Raw genomic sequence first — 17,077 nt, 5'->3', positions numbered from 1 at the left:
CGGCCTCCTTAGTAGATCTGTACGTCTATATAACCAGTATTCGTATCCAAACCGTCGCAAGGATGGACCAAGTTCGCTGTCCGCGTATCCGCAAGTTTCGGTCAAGATTGGCCCCCGCCGGGCACGCGGCGGCTGAGTGGCGCGGTGCACACGGGCTGCAAGGAGTGGCAACCGCAGCTCCGGTCCCGGGCCGACTACCCTAGAGGGAGCGCTTTATGCGCCTGCTGTTCCGTCCCTGAAGGAGTTCATCACCAGTGGCACCAAGCTCTGAGTACACCGCCCGGCATCTGTCTGTCCTGGAAGGCCTGGAGGCCGTTCGCAAGCGCCCGGGCATGTACATCGGCTCAACGGACTCGCGCGGCCTGATGCACTGCCTTTGGGAAATCATCGACAACTCCGTGGATGAGGCCCTGGCCGGCTTTGGCCACGACATCCGCATCATCCTGCATGCGGACAACTCCGTGGAGATCCACGACGACGGCCGCGGCATCCCCATCGACAAGGAACCCAAGACGGGACTTACCGGCGTCGAAGTGGTCTTTACCAAGCTGCACGCCGGCGGCAAGTTCGGCGGCGGGTCCTACACGGCTTCCGGCGGCCTCCATGGTGTGGGCGCCTCGGTGGTTAACGCGCTGTCCTCCCGGCTGGACGTAGAGGTTGACCGGGGCGGCAAGACCTACCGGATGTCCTTCCGCAGGGGAGAACCCGGCCGTTTCAAGGATGTTGGCAGCAAGATCGATCCTGCCGCTGCGTTCACCCCGTTCGTTGACGACTCGGTGCTCGACATCGTCGGCAAGGCCAAGCGCGGCGTCACCGGCACGCGCATCCGCTACTGGGCGGACCGCCAGATCTTCACGCCGGACGCCAAGTTTTCCTACGACGAACTGGCAGCCCGCGCACGGCAGACGTCCTTCCTGGTGCCGGGCCTGAAGCTGACCGTCCGCGATGAACGCCGGGTTCCCGGAACTCCCGGCGAGGCCGGTCCGCACGAGGAGGTGTTCCACCACGACGGCGGCATCTCCGAGTTTGTCGACTTCCTGGCCGCAGACCCGCCGGTGACCGACGTCTGGCGGCTGCACGGTTCGGGCAAGTTCAAGGAAACCGTCCCGGTCCTCGATGAGCGCGGCCACAGCCAGTTGGCAGAGGTGGAACGCGACTGTGAGGTGGACGTGGCCCTGCGGTGGGGCATCGGCTATGACAGCACCGTCCGCAGCTTCGTCAACATCATCTCCACGCCGAAGGGTGGAACGCACCAGTCAGGCTTCGAGCAGGCGCTCGTGAAGACCTTCCGCAAGGCCGTGGAAACCAACGCCCGCAAGCTCAAGGCCGGCAACGACAAGATCGAAAAGGACGACATTTTTGCCGGCCTGACGGCAGTCCTGACCGTCCGCCTTGCCGAGCCGCAGTTCGAAGGCCAGACCAAGGAAATCCTCGGCACCTCCGCCGTCCGTGCCATCGTGGCCAAGGTGGTGGAACGGGAGATCGTTGCCAAGCTGAACTCCTCCAACCGCAACGACAAGGTGCAGTCGGCGCTGCTGCTCGAGAAGATCGTCAGCGAGATGAAATCGCGCATCTCGGCCCGTGTGCACAAGGAGACCCAGCGGCGGAAGAACGCGCTGGAAACCTCCTCGATGCCCACCAAGCTGGCAGACTGCCGCACGGACGACGTCGAACGTTCCGAACTCTTCATCGTGGAAGGCGACTCGGCGCTGGGAACTGCCAAGCTGGCACGATCCTCCGACTTCCAGGCGCTGCTGCCCATCCGCGGCAAAATCCTCAACGTGCAGAAGGCCTCTGTGGGGGACATGCTCTCCAACGCCGAATGCGCGGCCCTCATCCAGGTGGTGGGTGCAGGGTCCGGACGCAGCTTCGACATCAGTGCGGCCCGTTACGGCAAGGTCATCCTGATGACCGATGCCGACGTGGACGGAGCGCATATCCGAACGCTCCTGCTGACGCTGTTCTTCCGCTACATGCGGCCAATGATCGAGAAGGGCAGGGTGTTCGCCGCCGTCCCGCCGCTGCACCGGGTGGAGGTGGTCAACGCCGGCCAGAAGGCCAACGAGATGATCTACACCTACTCCGAGGCCGAGCTGCACGTGCTGCTGGCCAGGCTGGCCAAGGAAGGCAAGCGGTACAAGGAGCCCATCCAGCGGTACAAGGGCCTGGGCGAAATGGACGCCGAGCAGTTGGCCGAGACCACCATGGACCCCCGGCACCGGATGCTGCGCAAAGTGGGGATCGCGGAACTGGAGGAGGCCGAGAAGACCTTTGACCTGCTGATGGGCTCTGACGTGTCCCCGCGCAAGGACTTCATCATCGCGGGCGCCGCAAGCCTGGACCGGGAGCGCATCGACGCCTGACGCAGGGTGGTGGGCCGGGCATCCGCCCGCAACGCCCGACGGCGGGAGGTTCAGCCCAGCAGGCCGGGCACCACCAGCAGGGCGGTGGGGAGCGCCAGCAACAGCACGGACGCGGTGAGGACCAGGCTCCGTGCAGCGCGCGGCAGTTCGGGCTGTGGCGAGAGCAGGCGGCTGACCCGGGACGCAGTAGTGCGGGTGGAGTCGGAGCCGGCAGTACCCGCGGCGGCCTCAAGGCCGGACAGCGCCATCCCGGGAGCGGCCTGGCCGGTGCCGTGCCCGTTGGTTCCGGCAGCCGAACCGCTGGCCACGATGGCGATTGCCTTGATGAGGGTGGCTTTGCTGGCTGTTCGAAGGGCAACGTCGTCGGCCAGCATTTCGATCAGTGAGCTCACGGATTCCTGCGCCAAACGCGTGGTGGGCAGCCAGGGGAGGGCCTGGCGCCACGCAGCGAACGCCCACAGCAGCAGGTGGTGCCGCTGGCTCAGGTGGGCGTTTTCGTGGGTCAGGACGGCTTGAAGCTCTGCTGGCTCAAGGGCCGCCATGAGGCCGTCAGAGAGGACCGTGACAGACCGTGCTCCGCCAGGCAGGCAATAGGCCACCGGGGAGTCATGGCTGATGACCAGCGTGGCGGTGTCCTGGCCTGACGGGGACGCCAGCAGGGCCAGCAGTTCCCGGTGGCGCCGCCGCTGCCGCTGGATCCTGTAGTACGTCAGCAGCAGGGTGAAGACAAGGTGGGCCGTCAGCAGGGCTGCTGCCGACAGGGCGAAGATGTGCCAGAAGCCCAGGGCCGTGGTGGGGGCGTTGAAGAGCACCATGCCTGCCAGGGACCGGAGCCCGGCGATCAGGTTGTCCCCGATGGGCTCCAGGCCGTACACCAGCATGGCGCCGATCATCGACAGGCCACCTGCCAGGGCGATGGCCTGCCAGAGCAGCATCGCCGTAAACGGCGACCGTGCCGGCCACTGCGCGCGCGACAGCAGGATGGGTACCGGCCACGCCAGTATGATCGCCAGGACCGCCAGCAGGTATGAGGCCCAGAACATGGTGGGCTAGACGTGACCCAGCAGTTTGCGCAGCGTTTCGGCTTCACCCTCGGAGACGGATCCGATGAACCGGGCCAGTACTGCTTCGCGGTCCGGAGCCGATCCCAGCACCTCATGCATGAGTTCGGCCGTGTGGTCCGCCCGGCTGGATACCGCCTGGTAGCGGTGCGGACGGGTTCCACGTTCCCGCTCCACGAGGCCCTTCTTTTCCAGCCTCGACAGCACCGTCAGCACGGTGGTCACCGCGAGTTCCTTGCCCTCGTGGCCGGGGCCGCCCTGCGCGGCGGATGTGCGGGCCAGCTGGTCCCGCAGAGTGTTGGCCGTGGCTGCTTCCTGGCCCGCCCAGAGCAGGTCCATCACTGCCCGTTCAAGTTCACCAAGACTAGCCATTGCACTTTTCCTTTATGTCCCCGCACCGTGCGCGTCCTGCGCCGGTGACTGCTCAACGGTTAAACAACTACAGGTTCAAATTTACCCTGAAACCGCCGGACTTTCTACGTTGGGTAGAACACGTGGCGCGCTGGGCGGTTTGGCGCCATGCTGGTAACGGGCGGGGCGTTTTCCGTCGGACAGCAAGTTGTTCTACACTCTGTAGAAGTTGAACTTCTACGAAACGTAGAAGTTTGAGTTGGCCTAGAGTAGGGACCCGCGTTGGACGCCTTGGAAATCGCACGCTGGCAATTCGGCATCACCACCGTCTACCACTTCATGATGGTCCCGCTGACCATCGGCCTGGGCCTGGTGGTGGCCGTCATCCAGACGGCCTGGCACCGCACCGGCAAGCCCGAGTATCTGCGGATGACCAAGTTCTGGGGCAAGCTCTTCCTCATCAACTTCATCATGGGCGTGGCCACCGGCATCGTCCAGGAGTTCCAGTTCGGCATGGCCTGGAGCGAATACAGCCGGTTCGTCGGCGATGTGTTCGGCGCGCCGCTGGCCCTGGAAGCCCTGCTGGCCTTCTTTGTGGAGTCCACCTTCCTGGGACTGTGGATTTTTGGCTGGAAGCAGCTGAAACCGGGCATCCACCTGGCCTGCCTCTGGGTGGCGGTGATCGGATCGGTCTTCTCCGCCTACTTCATCATTGTGGCCAACAGCTGGATGCAGCACCCGGTGGGCGTCGAAATGATCGACGGGCGTCCGGTCATGACCGACGCCTGGGCCGTCTTCACCAACAACACCGCCCTCGTTGCCGTCCCGCACACCCTCTTCGGCGCCCTTGCGGTGGCCGGTGGCTTCCTGCTCGGCATTGCCTGGTACCACTTGTGGCGCCGGCGCCGCGACGGCATCGACACCACGGGTGCCGACGGCAAGGTCATTCCCGGCGAGTCCACCACGATCCCCGGCCGTGACCGGGCAGACCACAGCGTCTGGATCCGGTCCCTGCGCATCGGCGCGGTGGTAGCCATGATCTCCTTCGCAGGAACCGCTCTCACCGGGGACCTGCAGGGCAAGCTCATGTTCGAACAGCAGCCCATGAAGATGGCCGCAGCGGAAGCGGCCTGCCACGACGGCACCGGGTTCTCCGTGCTGAGCATCGGCAACATCGGATCCCAGAACTGTGACGACATCGTGGCCGTCATCGAGGTCCCCGGAATCCTGTCCTTCCTGGCCAAGGGCGACTTCACCACCGAGGTGAAGGGCGTGAACACGCTGCTGCCCGAGTACAAGGAAAACTACGGCACCCACCTGCCGGACAACCCCATCTACGGTGAGCGTGCCGGCCAGGAAATTGAGTACCTGCCGGTCATGGAAGTCACCTATTGGGGCTTCCGGATGATGATCGGCTTCGGCGGACTCGCCGCGCTGGCGGCCGTGGTGGCCCTGTGGCTGACCCGGAAGGGCACAGTGCCGGAATCGCCGTGGCTTATGCGCCTTGCCGTCTTCGGCATCCTTGCCCCGTTCGGCGCCAACGCCGCTGGCTGGATCTTCACCGAGATGGGCCGGCAGCCGTTCGTGGTTGCCCCCAACCCCGATCCCAGCGGCATCGACCAGGTGTTCATGTTCACGGCCGCGGCCGTCTCACCCGGGGTTTCCGCGGGCGAGCTGGTGGCTTCCCTGGTCACCCTCACAGCGGTCTACGCCGTGCTGCTGGTGGTGGAGGTCAAGCTGCTGGTGAAGTACATCCGCGGCGGTGTGGTGTCCGCCATGCCCGAACTGGCCCATGTCCCCGCCGACGAGAACGAGGACGAAACGCCGGGCTCCGGCGGACCGGGCGGCGCCAAGCCCGCCGACGACGTCCTGGCCTTCGCGTACTAAGAGCAGAGGAATTCGATAATGGAACTGCTGCCCACCATTTGGTTCATCGCCATTGCGGTGCTGTGGACCGGCTACCTCTTCCTTGAGGGCTTTGACCTCGGCGTGGGGATGCTGATGAAGATCTTCGCGCGGAACAACACCGAACGCCGGGTCCTGCTGAACACGGTCGGCCCAGTCTGGGACGGGAACGAGGTCTGGCTGCTGACCGCCGGCGGTGCCACGTTTGCGGCGTTCCCACTCTGGTACGCCTCGCTGTTCTCGGCCCTCTACCTGCCCCTCCTGGTGGTCCTCGTTGCGCTGATCTTCCGCGCCGTAGCCTTCGAGTACCGCGGCAAAGTGGATACGGACCGCTGGCGTGCCCGGTGGGACTGGGCCATTACCCTGGGATCCTTTTTCGCCGCCTTCGGGGTTGGAGCCGCGCTGGCCCTGACCACCACCGGCCTGCCCCTGAATGCCAACGGCGACCGCGAAGGCGGCCCCTTTGCCTGGTTCAGCGGCTACGCCGTACTGGGCGGCGTGGCCGTGGTGGGCTTCTCGCTGGTCCACGCGCTGGCCTTCCTTGCACTGAAGACCGACGGCGAGGTGCGGCACCGTGCCCGCGCCTGGTTCGTGCGCCTGCTTCCGGTGCTGATCCTTCCCATCGCAGCCTGGGCGCTCAGCATCCAGTTCCTGGACGGCAAACCCTGGACCTGGGCCCTCGTGGTGCTCGCGGTGGCCGCCGCCGCCACCGCCTGGATACTGGCCCGCGCCGGCGCCGAAGGCAGGGCGTTCCTGGCGCTCGGCGCTTTCCTGGTGCTCGGCACGGCCTCCATCTTCGGCGCCGTGTTCCCCGTGGTGCTGCCCTCCACCCTGGACACCGCCTTTGACCTGACCATCTCCAACGCCTCGTCCTCGGATTACACCCTGGGGCTCATGACCATCGTGGCCGCGTTCGGACTTCCGCTCGTGATTGCCTACCAGGCATGGACCTACTGGGTGTTCCGCCGAAGGGTCAGCACCGATTCCATTCCGGAGGCCCACAGCTTCCTGCCTGCCATCGCCGTCAAGGCGTTCACCACCAAGGGCTGACGTGCGGCCCATGCTCCCGCCGGGACCCGCCACCCGCTCCGCTGTCTACTGGCTTGGCCTGCTCGCAGCGCTGAAGGCACTCTCGCTCGTGCTGATGAGCCAGGCGGTGGCGGCCGCCCTTGCAGGACTGGCGGTCGGGGAAGCCGTACATCCGGACCAGTTCACGCTGGGTATGGCCGGCGTCGTCCTGCGGTCCATCACCGTATGGGGGCAGGCCGTGGCCGCCCGCCGCGCCGCGCTTGGCATCAAGGAGGAACTGCGGGCCGGGCTCCTGGAGCGGACGCTGCGCAACGGGGTACGCGAAACCGGTCCGGCGGACGGTGGCCTCGCCGTGCTGGCCACCCGCGGCCTGGACGCGCTGGACAGCTACTACACCCAGTTCCTGCCGGCGCTCGTGAACTGCGCCGCCGTGCCGCTGCTGCTCGGTGCAAGGATCCTCTTCGCGGACTGGGTCAGCGCGCTGGTGATCGTCCTGACCGTGCCCCTGGTCCCGCTGTTCATGGTGCTGATCGGCCGCTACACGGAAGACAACGTGCGCGAGGCACAGGCGTCGCTGGCCAGGCTTTCGGCACACATGCTGGAACTCGCCAAGGGACTGCCCGTCCTGGTGGGCCTGGGCCGGGCCACGGCCCAGCGCAAAGCCCTCGAGGAGATCTCCGAGGAATACCGCTCGCGCACCATGGGGACCCTGCGGACCGCGTTCCTCTCCGCCCTGGCGCTGGAACTCATTGCCACTATCTCCGTGGCCGTGGTTGCCGTGTTCATCGGCGTGCGCCTGGTGCACGGCGACATGCCACTCGAAGCCGGGCTGCTGGCCCTGATCCTCGCGCCGGACTGCTACCTGCCGCTTCGTGAGCTGGGCACGGCGCACCACGCCAGCGACGACGGCCGGGTAGCCCTGGCCGGCGTCACCGCGGTCACGGACGCACCCGAGGCGAAGCCGCTGCCTGCCGTGCCGGCGGGAAGGCCAGGAGCACCGCTCACCGTCACCGGCCTCACCGTGACCTACCGCAGAAGGTCCCGCGCCGCCGTCGGACCCTTGACGTTTGAGGCGCCGCAGAGCCGGATCACCGCCTTGGACGGTCCCAGCGGTGCCGGCAAGAGCACGGTACTGGGCGTCCTGGCCGGCACCATCGGGGATGGGGCAGGGGCATCCGTTACCGGGACCGTGGCCGGGTTGGACCGGAACGCGGTGGCCTGGGTGCCGCAGCATCCCGTGCTGGTGGCCGACAGGGTGCTGGACGAAGTGATGCTCTACCTCGGTGCCAACCCCCGCAACGCCCGGGACGGTGCGCTGGCTGAGGAAACCGCCCGCGCCTGCCTCACCCGGGCGGGCGCCGGCCACCTGGCCGCGAAACACCCTGCGGAGCTGAGCCCCGGCGAGCTGCGGCGCGTTGCGCTGGCACGCGGGCTGGCGAGGATCGACGCCGGAGCAACAGTGCTCCTGCTCGATGAGCCCACCGCGCACCTGGACAGCGATTCAGCGCGGGCCGTGGAAGACGCCATCCACGGGCTGCGCGGCCAGGTCACCGTGATCCTGGTGGCCCATGAAGAGCGGACCCGCAGCCTCGCCGACGTGCTGGTGCCGGTCGCTGCCACGGCGCCGGAATCTACGCACCAGCCGGACACGGACACCGTGCCGGCACGGGTTTCTCCCGCCGGAGCAACAGGCCTTCCCGCGGCGGCTTCAGCGGCGCCGCCCGCGGCCAACCGGCCCGCCACCAAACCGCCCGCCGCGGCCCCGCGCGCTGACGACGCCAAGGCCGGAACCGCGGGCCGTTCCGGCGGAAGCGTCATGGGACTGCTGGCTCAGCTGCTGGCACCGGTACGGGGACGGTTCGCCGCGGCCGCCATCGTGGGCACCTTCGCAGCGGTCTTCGCGGTTGCGTTGTCCGGGTTGTCCGGCTGGCTGATCATCCGCGCCAGCGAGCAGCCACCCATCCTCTACCTGCTGACCGCCATTGTTGGCGTGCGCTTCTTCGGCATCGGCAGGGCGGTACTCCGGTACTGGGAACGGCTGCTGCTGCACGATGCCGTGTTCGCCGCGCTGACCAGGCTCAGGGGAAGGCTGTGGGCGTCACTGAGCCGCCGGGCCCTGGCCCTCCGCCGCCTCCTCCAGGGCGGGAACGTGCTGGGCACCGTGATCGACGACGTCGACACGGTCCGGGACCTCCTGCCCCGGGTGGTGCTGCCCCCCGTCACGGCCGTGGCGGTCGCCGTTTTGGCGGTGGGAACCACCTGGCTGGTGGTCCCGCCGGCACTGCCTGCGGTACTAGCCGCCTCCGCTGCCAGCCTGGTGCTGGCGCCCGCGCTTGCGCTCTGGGGCGACCGGAAGTCGGCGACGGCAGAGCAGGTGCTGCGCTCCGGCGTGCTTCGCCGCATCTCGGCTGCGCTGGATGCCCGGGCGGAGCTGTCCGCCAACGGTGTGGCGCCGCGGGTGCTGGACGGACTCCGCGGCGAAGACCGCAGTGCCACCCACGCCTCCCAGCGTTCGGCCTGGGCAGAGGGCCTGGGCCACGCGGTCACCGCTGCCGCCTGCGGTGCCGCAGCGCTCGCCAGCGCGTGGCTGGCAGCCCCCGCCGTCCTGGACGGACGGATCGGGCCGGCCACGGCCGCCGTCGTGGTCCTGCTGCTGCTGGCCCTGGTGGAACCCTACTCGGCGATGACGACGGCGGTGCGCCAGTTCCCGGCCCTGCGCGCGGTGCTGCAGCGCGTGGCTTCGTCCGGGGCGCTGGACGCGTCCGGCGTTCGGGACGACGACGGCGGCACCGCAGACGGGTTGCAGCCAGTGCCGGCGCGTGACGGCGGCCGTCCCGGGCTGGAGCTGGCGGATCTCGCGGCGGCGTGGCCTGGCGGCGAACCGGTCTTTACCGGTCTCAATGCGGTTGCGGGGCCCGGGCATTGGCTGGCGGTCACAGGCCCGTCCGGTTCCGGGAAGTCAACGCTGCTCTCGGTCCTGCTGGGATTCCTGCCGCCGGCCGCAGGACGTGCCCGGGTCTCCGGCGGGGTGGCGTGGTGCCCGCAGGAGGCCCACCTCTTCGACTCGACCATCCGCGGTAACCTCCTGCTGGGGCGCGCCGGGGCGGGTCCGGACAGCCGGGGACAGGGCACTCCTGGACAGGACACCCCTGGACAGGACAAATCGGGGGAGGGCGCGACCGAACGGGACATTGCAGCGGTGATTGCCGCCGTCGGCCTCACCGGCCTGATGGACCGGCTGCCCGCGGGACTGGACACGCGGATCGGTCCCGGTGGCGCTTTCCTCAGCGGCGGCGAACGCCAGCGCCTCGCCGTGGCCCGCACCCTGATGACCGGTGCCGAGGTGATCCTGCTGGATGAACCCACCGCGCACCTGGATGCCGAATCAGCCAGGGCCATGCTGCACGACTTGAGGGCCGGACTGCGGGAGCGGACCGTGGTGCTGGTAACCCACCACGCCGCCGATATCCAGGCCGGAGACGTTCGCTTGGCGCTTGCGCCGACTGGGGAACGCCGGGAGCCTGGCCGGGCAGCCGCGGGGCTGCGGGCCTGACGCCGGCGCGGCCGGGAGCCGGCGGAACTATCCGTCGACGTCGTGCAGGTGGTGGATGACGTCGTGCAGGAAGTAGCGCGCGAGCGTCAGGACCGTGAACTCGGAACCGTTGCTGCGAAGTCCCTTGCGGTCCCATTCGGATTCGCGGACCCCGGCGAAGGACTCCGCCACCTGCTGGCCTTCGGCGGCCAGCTCGGTGTTCACCACTGCCGGATCGGCGTTGGCATAGTCCTTCTCGATGGCGGTCAGGTCCTGGTCCCAGTTCTCAAACTTTGCGTCGTCGGAGTCCAGCATCAGGTTCAGGCGCTGGTCGAACAGGCTGAACACATCGCGCACGTGGCAGGCGTACTCCAGCGCAGACCAGGTGTTGTCATCGGGGCGCTCGGCGACCTCCGGCCGGCGCAGGACGGCCCGCCACCGGGGCAGCATGTTTTCGATGGTGCCGGGGACCGTTGCCGGTGTGGTGGTGGAGGGGTCGAACGAGCACTCGGGGCAGGGGCGGTCCAGGACCCAGGTCCAGTCCTTCTCATCAGGCACGATAGGCATGGGAGCAGTCTAAGCGGAGAGCTGTTACATTGGCCGTTCGCGGCGCCCGCGCCACGGGAACCCGCGCCCCGGGACCCGGATGCGGCACGTGCAGCTCAAGAGGCCGGCAGGCTCATCATCTGATGCCTGGTCCGGGCCCATCGACCCATCGGAAAGTACACGCAATGAAGCACCCGGACGCTGCACGGTTCCTCGCGGCCTACGATTCCCAACTGCGCCTCGCCCCCGAAGTGGCCGGCGCCAGGTCAGTGCTCCCGCTCGGCCCGCTGCGGCTCGCCACGTTCGACGGCGGCCGCGGGTTCGTCACCTACACCGGCCTTGGCGGGGCGTCCGCGGCCACTGTCGCGGAATGGGTGGACCAGGCCGTGGCGCACTTCCGCGCGGACCCGGCGGTCCAGTCCGTAGAGTGGAAAACCCGCGGGCACGATGCCGCGCCTGGCCTGCACGGGGCACTGCTGGCCCACGGTTTCGTGCCCGCCGACGCCGAATCGATCATGATTGGCGCCGCTGCCGCCCTGGTGGCGGACGTTCCCCTGCCACCCGGAGTGTGGCTTCGACAGGTCACCGGGCCAGCGGATGTCCGCGCCGTGAGCGCCATGCAGGATGTCGCTTTCGGGGACAGCATCTCGGAAGCGCGGGCCGAAGACCTTCTGCGGCGGTTGTCCGCCGGTGGTGGAACCGAGCTGTGGGCAGCAGGCCACGAGGGCTGCGTCGTCAGTGCCGGGCGCCTTGAACCGGTGGCGGGGACGGACTTCGCCGGCATCTGGGGCGGGGCCACCCTGGCGCCGTGGCGCGGGCAGGGCATTTACCGGGCCCTTACCGCACAGCGTGCCCGGTCCGCCCTGCGGCTCGGCAAGACCCTGATCCACAGCGACTCCACCGAATACTCGCGCCCCATTCTTGAGCGGTATGGTCTGGTCAAGGTCTCCACCACCACGCCGTACAACTGGAGCAGGGAAAACTGATCCGGCGCAGCGGTGGCGGGCGGGGCGGACTACGCCTCGGCGGCCTCCGGCCACGCCATCGCGGCCCCCACCACGTCCACGGCTTGGGACAAGGGGACACCGGAACCATCGCGGCGGCCGTGCTCCTGCGGAAGTGACCTGGCTACGCCTGCGGCCGAGGACGCCTTGGCCGGACCATGCCCGGCCCACGCCAGCAGCAGCGTGTCCTCGCCCTTCAGGAACCGGTGCGCGCGCACCCCCGCGGTGGCACGGCCCTTCACCGGGTATTCGGAGAACGCGGTCACCTTCGCCGTGCCCGGGGCAGTCCCCGGTAGGGCGCCGTTGGTGCCGGCAATGGTCACCACGACGGCGGCTTCGTCCTGGGCGCGCACCGCGCCGAAGAATGTCACGCGGTCGCCCGCGGCAAGTTTGATGCCGGCCATTCCACCGGCCGTCCGGCCCTGCGGACGCACGGCGGAGGCGGCAAACTTCAACAGCTGGGCCTGGGCCGTCAGGAACACCAGTTCGGTATCATCAGCGGCAGCCGGTGCCACGCCCACCACGAAATCCTTGTCCTTGAGCGCGATGACTTCCCAGTCCTCGCGGTTCAACGGGTAATCCGGCTGGACCCGCTTCACCACGCCCTGGGCGGTGCCGATGGCGAGAACCTCGTCCAGCGGGGCGAATGCCACCAGGGTTTCGCCCTTCAGCAGCGTCAGGAAGTCCTTCGCCGGGACACCACCGGCCATGTTGGGCAGGCCTGCCACGGGTGGCAGGACCGGCATGTCCATCACCTGGAGGCGGAGCATCCGGCCCTGGGAGGTGATGGCAGCGATCTCGCCGCGTGCCGAGGTCTTTACCACCGACGTGAACACGTCGTGCTTGTTCCGCGGGCCTGCCTCGGCCAGCGGTTCCTGGTTGCTGGTTCGCCCGATCTGCCCCGAGGCGGTCAGGATGGCCCAGCAGGGGTCGTCGGCGATCTCCAGGGCCAGGGGAGCAGGCTTGCCCTTCCTGCTGCCGGCAAGTTCTGCCGCAACGGTGGGGGAAACGGCTTCGGACTCCAGCAGGATGGTCCTGCGCGGGGTGCCGTGTTCCTCGGCAATCGCTGCGAGTTCATCGGACACCAGCGAACGGAGCAGTTCCTCGGAGTTGAGGATGGCTTCGAGTTCGGCGATCTCGCGGCGCAGCTGTTCCTGTTCCTTCTCCAGCTCGATCCGCGAGTATTTGGTCAGCTGGCGGAGCCGCAGTTCCAGGATGTAGTTGGCCTGGATCTCGGTGAGGTCGTAGATGGACATCAGGCGCTCACGGGCGGCGGCGGCCTCATCGGAGGACCGGATGATCTGGATGACCTCGTCGATGTCCACGATGGCGATGAGGAGGCCCTCCACCAGGTGCAGCCGGTCCTTCTTCTTGCCCAGCCGGAAGATGGTGCGGCGGCGGACAACGTCGATGCGGTGGTTGACGTAGACGGAGAGCAGGTCCACCAGGCCGAGGGTCTGCGGCGTGCCCATCCACCAGCGTGACGTTGTTGATGCCGAAGGAATCCTCCATCGGCGTGTACCGGTAGAGCTGCTGGAGCACGGCCGTGGGGTTGAAGCCGTTCTTGAGCTCGATGACCAGGCGCAGTCCGTGCTTGCGGTCCGTCAGGTCCACGATGTCGCTGATGCCGGTCAGCTTCTTGGCGTTGACGGCGTCCTTGATCTTCTCGATGACCTTTTCGGGGCCAACCATGTACGGCAGTTCGGTGACCACCAGGCCGGTGCGGCGGGCCGAGAGCTGCTCCACTTCCACCTTGGCACGGGTCTTGAAGGACCCCCTGCCGGTGGCGTACGCGTCACGGATGCCGTCCAGGCCCACGATCCGGCCGCCGCTGGGCAGGTCCGGGCCGGGAACGAAGCGCATGAGGTCTTCGAGCGTGGCGTCCGGGTTGGCGATCAGGTGCCTGGCCGCGGCGATGACTTCCACCAGGTTGTGCGGGGCCATGTTGGTGGCCATGCCCACGGCGATGCCGGTGGCGCCGTTGACCAGCAGGTTGGGGAAAGCCGCCGGAAGGACGTCCGGCTGAGTGAGCTGGTTGTCGTAGTTGGGGACGAAGTCCACCACGTCTTCATCGAGGTGGTTGGTGAGTGTGAGGGCAGCGGGCGCCAGCCTGGCCTCGGTGTACCGCGGAGCTGCCGGGCCGTCGTCGAGCGATCCGAAGTTGCCGTGCCCGTCGATCAGGGGCAAACGCAGCGAGAAGTCCTGCGCCATGCGCACCATGGCGTCGTAGATGGCGGCGTCACCGTGCGGGTGCAGCTTACCCATGACTTCGCCCACCACCCGGGCGCTCTTGACGTGCCCGCGGTCCGGCCGCAGGCCCATATCGCTCATCATGTACAGGATGCGTCGCTGCACCGGCTTCAACCCGTCGCGGGCGTCGGGCAATGCCCGCGAGTAGATCACGGAGTACGCGTACTCCAGGAACGAACCCTCCATCTCGGAAGTGACGTCGATGTCGACGATGTTCTCCGTGAAGGGAGTGGTGTCCGCGACGGGTGCTGGGCTTTGGCGGCGGGCCATGGGGGTGGTGAATCCTTCGGTTACTGGGGTTGCCGGGCAGGGTGCTGCTGCGCTGCGGCAGTTTTTGGCTAGGCTAAGCCTATGGTGGATCAGCCCGGGGACGGCGAATATCCGGAACATTGGGAAGCCGATGTCGTCCTGCGCGACGGCGGGACAGCCCATTTGCGGCCCATCCATCCGTCCGATGCGGAGGCCATCCAGACCTTCCATACCGGACAGTCGCAGAATTCAATTTACATGCGCTTCTTCGCCTTCAAGGCACGGCTGTCAGCCAAGGAGCTCAAGCGGTTCACCGAAGTGGACTACAAGGACCGGGTGGCGTTCGTCATCACCATGCGCGGGGAAATCATCGGGATCGGCCGCTACGACCGGCTGGATGATCCCACCGAGGCCGAGGTTGCCTTCAACATCGCCGACGCGCACCAGGGCCGCGGAATCGGCTCCATCCTGCTCGAACACCTCGCCGCCGCCGCCCACGAAAACGGGATCCAGCGCTTCAGCGCCGAGGTGCTGCCCGAGAACCGCAAAATGCTCATGGTCTTCTCGGATGCCGGCTATGACGTCAAACGCCACTTCGACGACGGCGTCGTCAGCCTCGAATTCAACATCGACCCCACCGAAAAATCCCGGGCCGTGATGGAATCCCGCGAGCACCGCGCCGAGGCCAGGAGCGTGCGGGACCTGCTGACGCCGTCGTCCGTGGCCGTCATCGGCGCCAGCCGCAAGTGGGGGACCGTGGGCTACCAACTGCTGGAGCACATCGTGGAAGGCGGCTTTCCCGGGCCCGTCTACGCCATTAATCCCGAGGCGCTGGAACTGGCCGGCATGCTGTCCTACGGGCGGCTGACCGAAGTACCCGAGCCCGTGCAGCTCGCTGTGATCGCCGTGCCGTACGAGGAGGTTCCCTCCGTGGTGGAGGACTGCGCCGCCGCCGGCGTCAAAGGCCTGGTGATCGCCTCGGCAGGTTTCGCGGACGACGGCGAACGCGGCCTCCAGCGGCAGCGGAACCTTGTGCGCCAGGCGCGCGCGAGCGGGATGCGGGTCATCGGCCCGGCGTCCCTGGGCATTATCAACACGCACCCCGAGGTCCGTCTCAACGCCTCCATGGCGCCCACCCTGCCGCGCCGTGGCGGGCTGGGGCTGTTCAGCCAGTCGGCAGCCATTGGCGTCTCCCTGTACGCTGCGTCCAGCCGCCGGCGCCTCGGCATCTCGACGTTCCTCTCGGCCGGGAACCGCGCCGACGTATCCGGCAACGACATCATGCAGTACTGGGAAGACGATGCGGACACCTCCGCCGTGGGCCTCTACCTGGAATCGATCGGCAACCCCCGCAAGTTCTCCCGCATCGCCCGCCGCCTGGCCCGCACCAAACCGGTGATCGTAGCCAAATCCGACACCATGGGCCTGCGCCTGCCGCCGGGCCACGCCGTCCGCACCACCCAGGCGCCAGGCGGGGCGCTGGACTCCATGCTGCGCCAGTCCGGCGTCATCCGCGTCGAAACCATCGAGCAGCTGGCGGACGTGGCCCAGGTCGTCGCGGGCCAGCCGCTGCCAGCCGGGCCCGGCCTGGCCATCCTCAGCAACTCCCAGGCGCTGGGCAAGGTAGTGGCGGACAGTGCAGCAGACCACGGCCTCAGCGTGGAGCAGCTGGTGACGGGGGTAGACCTCGATGCCGGCCGCTCGGTGGCCTTGCCCGCCCTGCGCGCAGCGCTTCTCGAGGCGCTGCGCCCGGCGCACGTCCATGCCGCCGTCGCAGCACTCCTGCCGGCCCGCGGACTCACAGTGGACAGCATCGCGGAATCGCTGGCGGACGTCTCCGCCGAGGCCGGCAAGCCTGTGGTGGCGGCATTCACCGGCATCCTTGACGACTCCGTCTACGTTGAAGGCATGGTGGGGGCCGCGGACAAGGCCGTACCGTGCTTCTCCAACCCCGGCGCGGCCGTGGCAGCGCTCGCCGCCGTGGTGAGGTACTCGGAATGGGTGTCGCGGGACCACGGCCACTTCGTGGAACCGTCGGGCTGCGATCCCGCCCGTGCCCGCGCCGAGCTCGAAGTCCAGCTCCGCGACGTCAGGGGGGAGCAGCTCAAGCAGCTGGACCCCGCAGCGGCCGCGTCCCTGCTGGGGCACTACGGCATTTCCGTACTGCCGTCTGCGGCCTTTGACACCCCTGACGAAGCGGTGGAAGCCGCCGAGGCTCTTGGCTGGCCGGTGGCGGTGAAGACGACTGACCCCGCCCTGCGGCACCGGCTCGACCTGGGCGGCGTCCGCCTGGACATCCAGGACGCCGAGTCGCTGCGCCGGGATGTGCTCCAGATGCGCCGTGCCCTTGCCCTCTACGGCGACCCGGCCCTGGAGGTGCAGTCCATGGCACCGGTAGGCCAGGCGTGCACGTTCCGGGCCATTGAGGACCCGCTGCTGGGGCCGGTCATCTCCTTCGGCCTGGCCGGCGATGCTGTGAACCTCCTGGACGACTGGTCGCACCGGGTACCGCCGCTGTCCGCCGCGGACGTCCACGACTTCATCCGGGCGCCCCGGGCGGCGCGGAAGCTTTTTGGCTACCAGGGCCTTCCCGCCGTCGACGTTTCCGCCCTGGAGGACCTGGCAGGCCGGCTGGCCTGGATGAAGGACAACCACCCCGAAATCGCTTTGGTGGAGTTCAACCCGGTGCTCTGCGGGACGAGCGGGGCAACCATCCTGGCGGCCGACGTCCGGATCGGGAACGCCGCCCAACGCACGGACAGCGCACGGCGGGCAATGCGGGGCTGA

General features: G+C 68.0%; 9 protein-coding genes and 1 pseudogene. 6 read left to right on the top strand and 4 right to left on the bottom strand.

All coding sequences use genetic code 11. The features are described 5' to 3' along the window. Positions 1–254: 254 nt before the first annotated feature. On the top strand, positions 255–2,363 hold the full coding sequence (locus QE394_RS01000) for a DNA topoisomerase IV subunit B (RefSeq protein WP_349033532.1): 2,109 nt from the start codon (positions 255–257) through the stop codon (positions 2,361–2,363). A gap of 50 nt (positions 2,364–2,413) precedes the next feature. Here QE394_RS01000 and QE394_RS00995 read toward each other — a convergent pair whose 3' ends face one another. Next, positions 2,414–3,406 carry a M56 family metallopeptidase gene (locus tag QE394_RS00995; protein WP_056084743.1) on the bottom strand — a complete coding sequence of 331 codons (993 nt, stop codon included), beginning with the start codon at positions 3,404–3,406 and terminating at the stop codon, positions 2,414–2,416. Positions 3,407–3,412: 6 nt separating this feature from the next. Further along, a complete protein-coding gene (locus QE394_RS00990; RefSeq protein ID WP_015936823.1) occupies positions 3,413–3,796 on the bottom strand; it encodes a BlaI/MecI/CopY family transcriptional regulator in 384 nt (127 codons plus the stop codon). Positions 3,797–4,057: 261 nt separating this feature from the next. On the opposite strand from QE394_RS00990, the gene QE394_RS00985 reads away from it, so the two are divergent. Genes QE394_RS00985 through cydD form a run of 3 tightly spaced genes read left to right on the top strand, consistent with a single transcriptional unit; the run spans position 4,058 to position 10,262 of the window. Beyond that, positions 4,058–5,662, top strand: coding sequence for a cytochrome ubiquinol oxidase subunit I (locus QE394_RS00985; RefSeq protein WP_261620719.1), 1,605 nt, complete (start codon positions 4,058–4,060; stop codon positions 5,660–5,662). An 18-nt stretch (positions 5,663–5,680) separates the two neighbouring features. Further along, positions 5,681–6,730: a cytochrome d ubiquinol oxidase subunit II gene (cydB, locus tag QE394_RS00980; protein ID WP_349033531.1), complete on the top strand. Its 1,050-nt coding sequence runs from the start codon at positions 5,681–5,683 to the stop codon at positions 6,728–6,730. Positions 6,731–6,740: 10 nt separating this feature from the next. Then, positions 6,741–10,262 carry a thiol reductant ABC exporter subunit CydD gene (gene cydD / locus QE394_RS00975; RefSeq protein ID WP_349033530.1) on the top strand — a complete coding sequence of 1,174 codons (3,522 nt, stop codon included), beginning with the start codon at positions 6,741–6,743 and terminating at the stop codon, positions 10,260–10,262. Between the two features lie 27 nt (positions 10,263–10,289). Here the strand turns inward: cydD and QE394_RS00970 are convergent, their stop codons facing one another. After that, complete coding sequence (locus QE394_RS00970; protein ID WP_056084732.1) at positions 10,290–10,808, bottom strand: DinB family protein; 519 nt, start codon at positions 10,806–10,808, stop codon at positions 10,290–10,292. A gap of 164 nt (positions 10,809–10,972) precedes the next feature. On the opposite strand from QE394_RS00970, the gene QE394_RS00965 reads away from it, so the two are divergent. After that, positions 10,973–11,773: a GNAT family N-acetyltransferase gene (locus tag QE394_RS00965; RefSeq protein ID WP_261620722.1), complete on the top strand. Its 801-nt coding sequence runs from the start codon at positions 10,973–10,975 to the stop codon at positions 11,771–11,773. Between the two features lie 29 nt (positions 11,774–11,802). On the opposite strand, the pseudogene QE394_RS00960 reads toward QE394_RS00965, so the two are convergent. Then, a pseudogene (locus QE394_RS00960) lies at positions 11,803–14,311 on the bottom strand (DNA topoisomerase IV subunit A). A gap of 81 nt (positions 14,312–14,392) precedes the next feature. On the opposite strand from QE394_RS00960, the gene QE394_RS00955 reads away from it, so the two are divergent. Beyond that, positions 14,393–17,077, top strand: coding sequence for a GNAT family N-acetyltransferase (locus QE394_RS00955; protein WP_349033529.1), 2,685 nt, complete (start codon positions 14,393–14,395; stop codon positions 17,075–17,077).

Source organism: Pseudarthrobacter sp. SORGH_AS 212 (genome assembly GCF_030818145.1).
Taxonomy (GTDB): Bacteria; Actinomycetota; Actinomycetes; order Actinomycetales; family Micrococcaceae; genus Arthrobacter.
This window is presented reverse-complemented; position numbering and strand designations above follow the sequence as displayed.

What these genes read in the sequence shown, in the direction of transcription:
- QE394_RS00995 (WP_056084743.1), bottom strand. Translation starts at nt 3,406, where the DNA reads ATGTTCTGGGCCTCATACCTGCTGGCGGTCCTGGCGATCATACTGGCG.
- QE394_RS00990 (WP_015936823.1), bottom strand. Translation starts at nt 3,796, where the DNA reads ATGGCTAGTCTTGGTGAACTTGAACGGGCAGTGATGGACCTGCTCTGG.
- cydB (WP_349033531.1), top strand. Translation starts at nt 5,681, where the DNA reads ATGGAACTGCTGCCCACCATTTGGTTCATCGCCATTGCGGTGCTGTGG.
- cydD (WP_349033530.1), top strand. Translation starts at nt 6,741, where the DNA reads ATGCTCCCGCCGGGACCCGCCACCCGCTCCGCTGTCTACTGGCTTGGC.
- QE394_RS00970 (WP_056084732.1), bottom strand. Translation starts at nt 10,808, where the DNA reads ATGCCTATCGTGCCTGATGAGAAGGACTGGACCTGGGTCCTGGACCGC.
- QE394_RS00965 (WP_261620722.1), top strand. Translation starts at nt 10,973, where the DNA reads ATGAAGCACCCGGACGCTGCACGGTTCCTCGCGGCCTACGATTCCCAA.
- QE394_RS00955 (WP_349033529.1), top strand. Translation starts at nt 14,393, where the DNA reads ATGGTGGATCAGCCCGGGGACGGCGAATATCCGGAACATTGGGAAGCC.